The sequence below is a fragment of the Leisingera sp. ANG-DT genome, assembly GCF_000813785.1.
In the GTDB taxonomy this organism is placed as follows: Bacteria; Pseudomonadota; Alphaproteobacteria; order Rhodobacterales; family Rhodobacteraceae; genus Leisingera.
Genome location: NZ_JWLE01000060.1, coordinates 1 through 3,230 on the forward strand (window position 1 = coordinate 1; position 3,230 = coordinate 3,230).

Consider the following 3,230-nt stretch of genomic DNA (forward strand, 5'->3'; position numbering starts at 1 on the left):
AAAGCTTCGATGAAGCACGGAAGAATGCGCCCTGTATCCTCTTCATCGACGAGATCGACGCGATCAGCTCTCGCACCAGCGGCGATACCCACGGCAGCAGATATGGATCGCAGGTGATCGCCGGATTCCTTGAGCAGATGGACCGCATCAGCCGGGAGGAAGGGATCATGGTGGTTGGTGCCTGCAACCACCTGCAGCACATCGACCCCGCGGTGCTGAGAGCCGGGCGGTTTGACATCAAGATCGAGATGCCGCTGCCAAGCAAGGCGATGCTGCAGCACCTCCTTGCTGAGCGGCTGCAGGACGCATTCCCTGAGGGGGATCTGCGGCAGCTGGCACGGGAATGTATCGGAAAGACCGCCGCCGACGTGGACGCCGCGGTGCGCTCTGCTCGCAGTGAAGCCCGGCACAGCGGCTGCCCGCTCGATCTGCAGCTTCTGCGCCGCCATCTCGGGGTCACGGCGCAGGAGGAGAACCAAGACCTCTTGTACCGCATCGCAGTGCATGAGTCTGGCCACGCCATCGCCGCCTGGATCTTCGGTGAGACGGTCAACCAGGTCCGGGTGGCGGCCGCAGGCGGCACAATCGAGCGGGATGTTCCCCCGAACGCGGGGCTGGACACAGATTTCGACCGTCAGCTCTACGTTCACCTGGCCGGGCGGGCAGCGGAGCGGCTCGTCTTCAATACTGTTTCTGCCGGGGCCGGCGGGGGCGCCACGTCCGACTTGGCACAGGCTGCGCGGATTGCGTTGGCAGTGGACCACGAGCTGGGACTCGGTGCCTACGGCAACGGCTGGTTCGGACCGCAGGATCCCGCTCAACTTGCAGAACCCGACCGCAAACGCCTCCGTGAGAAGCTCGACCACGCGGAGGACCACGCACGCGCACTGCTGTATCCCTATCAGCAGCTGCTTCAGGACATGGCTGCAGACTTGGTGCAAAAACGAGAGTTCGATGCCAAAACGGTCCGGTCCTGGCTGCGTGATGTGCCACGCAAAAATGGTCCAGAGCAGGTCCTGGACCAGTAGATGCGTTCGCCAACCAAGCCGCGCCGCCGCGAGGTTTGCACAATTCTTATGTGCAAACTTCCGCGGTGCAGGCTCCGGTTGGTCCAAAATCCGGATAATTCCCTTCCGGAAATACTTTGTCCCAAAGCCCCGCCGGAGCGGTCTATGCCCCGCATCCCTGTCCAGCTCCCTCTGCAGAGGGAAAGTTCCGTATTTCGAGGCCCTTATCCACAATTTCCGTCTCCGCAGGATTACAACCTGGGTCGATCCAACCCAGTCCGGCGCATTAAACTGTCCCCATCAGCACACGCGGGCGGCCACCGCCCACCGGAGACAGGAGACCTCGGCCTATGGCACGGGACCGGAAGAGACATGCCGAATGCCCGCAGGCGCCGGAAACACCCGGCCGCCCGCAAAACGGCTCCTGCCGGCAGGACGCCGGCACCCGCGCGTCACTTCACGAACTCCTGCGCGCCCTCGCCCGCGAGGCAGCCCGCACCGATCACCGGGACGGCAATTCTCCCGGTTAACGGTTAACATCAAACCACCGGAGAACACCGCCATGTCCCAGCCCAGGCTCAGAGCAGCCATCTACGCCCGCTATTCAACGCAATTGCAGCGCGATACTTCGATCGAGGATCAAATTCGCCTCTGCCGCAGCATGATCGAAGCACGTGGCTGGAGTGTTGAAGGAATCTATTCCGACCACGCGGTCTCTGGCCAAACACAGCACCGGCCCGAGTTTCAGCGCTTGCAGCAAGACGCAAGTGGCGGCGCCTTCGACGTGATCGTGACCGAGTTCCTGGATCGCCTTGCGCGGGACCTCGAACATACAGCCAGTTTCTATAAACAGATGAACTTCCTGGATGTGCCGATCTTTACGGTCTCGGAAGGCGAGATTGATCTCCTCCATGTCGGCTTCAAAGGGACAATGAACTCTCTCTTCATCAAGGATCTCGCCGACAAAACCCGCCGCGGCCTAAAAGGAAGGGCACTGAAAGGGAAGTCCGCCGGGGGAAAGTCCTACGGCTATAGTATCAGGAACCAGGTCGGAGCGGATGGTGAACTGATCCGCGGCGAGCGCGAGATCAACCCGGAAGAGGCCAAGATCGTGCGCAGGATCTTCCAGGATTATGCCAGCGGCCTGTCCCCCAAGAAGATCGCCGAAGCGCTCAACAAGGAGCGCGTGCCTGCCCCGTCCGGCCGCCACTGGGGTGCCTCCACCATTCACGGCAACCGCCAGCGCGGCTCCGGCATCCTGAACAATGAGCTCTACATCGGCCGGCAGGTCTGGAACCGGCTGCGCTACGTGAAGGATCCGCAAACGGGCAAGCGCATTTCGCGCCTGAACCCGGAAAGTGAATGGACGGTCACCGACGTCCTGCATTTGCGGATTGTCGCACAGGATCTCTGGGATGCGGTCCGGGCTCGTCAGGGCGCGCTGAAGACCGCAGGCACCAATGTCCCGGTCTGGGACCGGCGCCGCCCGAAGACGCTGTTCTCCGGCCTGATGGCCTGCGGCTGCTGCGGCGGCGGCTTTGCCAAGATCTCCAAGGACAGCTTCGGCTGTTCCCCGGCGAGGAACAAGGGCGCGGCGGTTTGCAGCAACAAGCGCACGATCAAGCAGGCCGACCTGGAAGCCCGGGTGCTGGATGCGCTGGCGAACCACCTGATGGATCCGGATGCGGTGCAGGTCTTCTGCGAAGAATACACTGCCGAGCGCAACCGGCTGAAGGCCGCAGCCGCCGGGAACCGCAAGGAAAAGGAACAAGCGCTCGCCCGTGCCAAGCGCGACCACCAGAAGCTGGTGGATGCGATCATTGCGGGCATTCCCGCAGACCAGGTGAAGGACCGGATGATCGAGCTCGACGCACGGCGCCAGCAGCTGGAACGGGAGCTGGAGCAGACCCCTGCCCCGGACACGGTGGTGTTTCACCCGTCAATGGCGGAAGCCTACCGCGAACGGGTGTCACGGCTGATCCGGACCCTTGGGTCCGCCGAAGGCATGGAAGAGGCCAAGGAGGCGCTGCGGGCACTGGTGGAGCGGATCGTTCTGACGCCCGCGGCGGAGGACACAGGCCTGGACCTGACCCTGGAGGGCGATTTGGCGGGGCTTTTGCGCCTTGCGGCGGGTGCGGAAGGCCTAAACACGAAGAAGGCTTCGGGCGATGCGCCAGAAGCCTTTGATATTTCTGAGGAAATTGTGTTGGTTGCGGGAGCAGG

General features: G+C 62.8%; 3 protein-coding genes. All 3 read left to right on the forward strand.

The genetic code is table 11. The features are described 5' to 3' along the window. Positions 1–1,028 (forward strand): AAA family ATPase (locus RA21_RS21560; protein WP_039152609.1); only part of this gene is annotated, 1,028 nt, incomplete at its 5' end. A 329-nt stretch (positions 1,029–1,357) separates the two neighbouring features. Beyond that, positions 1,358–1,537 carry a hypothetical protein gene (locus RA21_RS22935; protein WP_193748099.1) on the forward strand — a complete coding sequence of 60 codons (180 nt, stop codon included), beginning with the start codon at positions 1,358–1,360 and terminating at the stop codon, positions 1,535–1,537. A gap of 32 nt (positions 1,538–1,569) precedes the next feature. Next, on the forward strand, positions 1,570–3,230 hold a 1,661-nt coding region (locus RA21_RS21565), incomplete at its 3' end, for a recombinase family protein (RefSeq protein WP_039152611.1).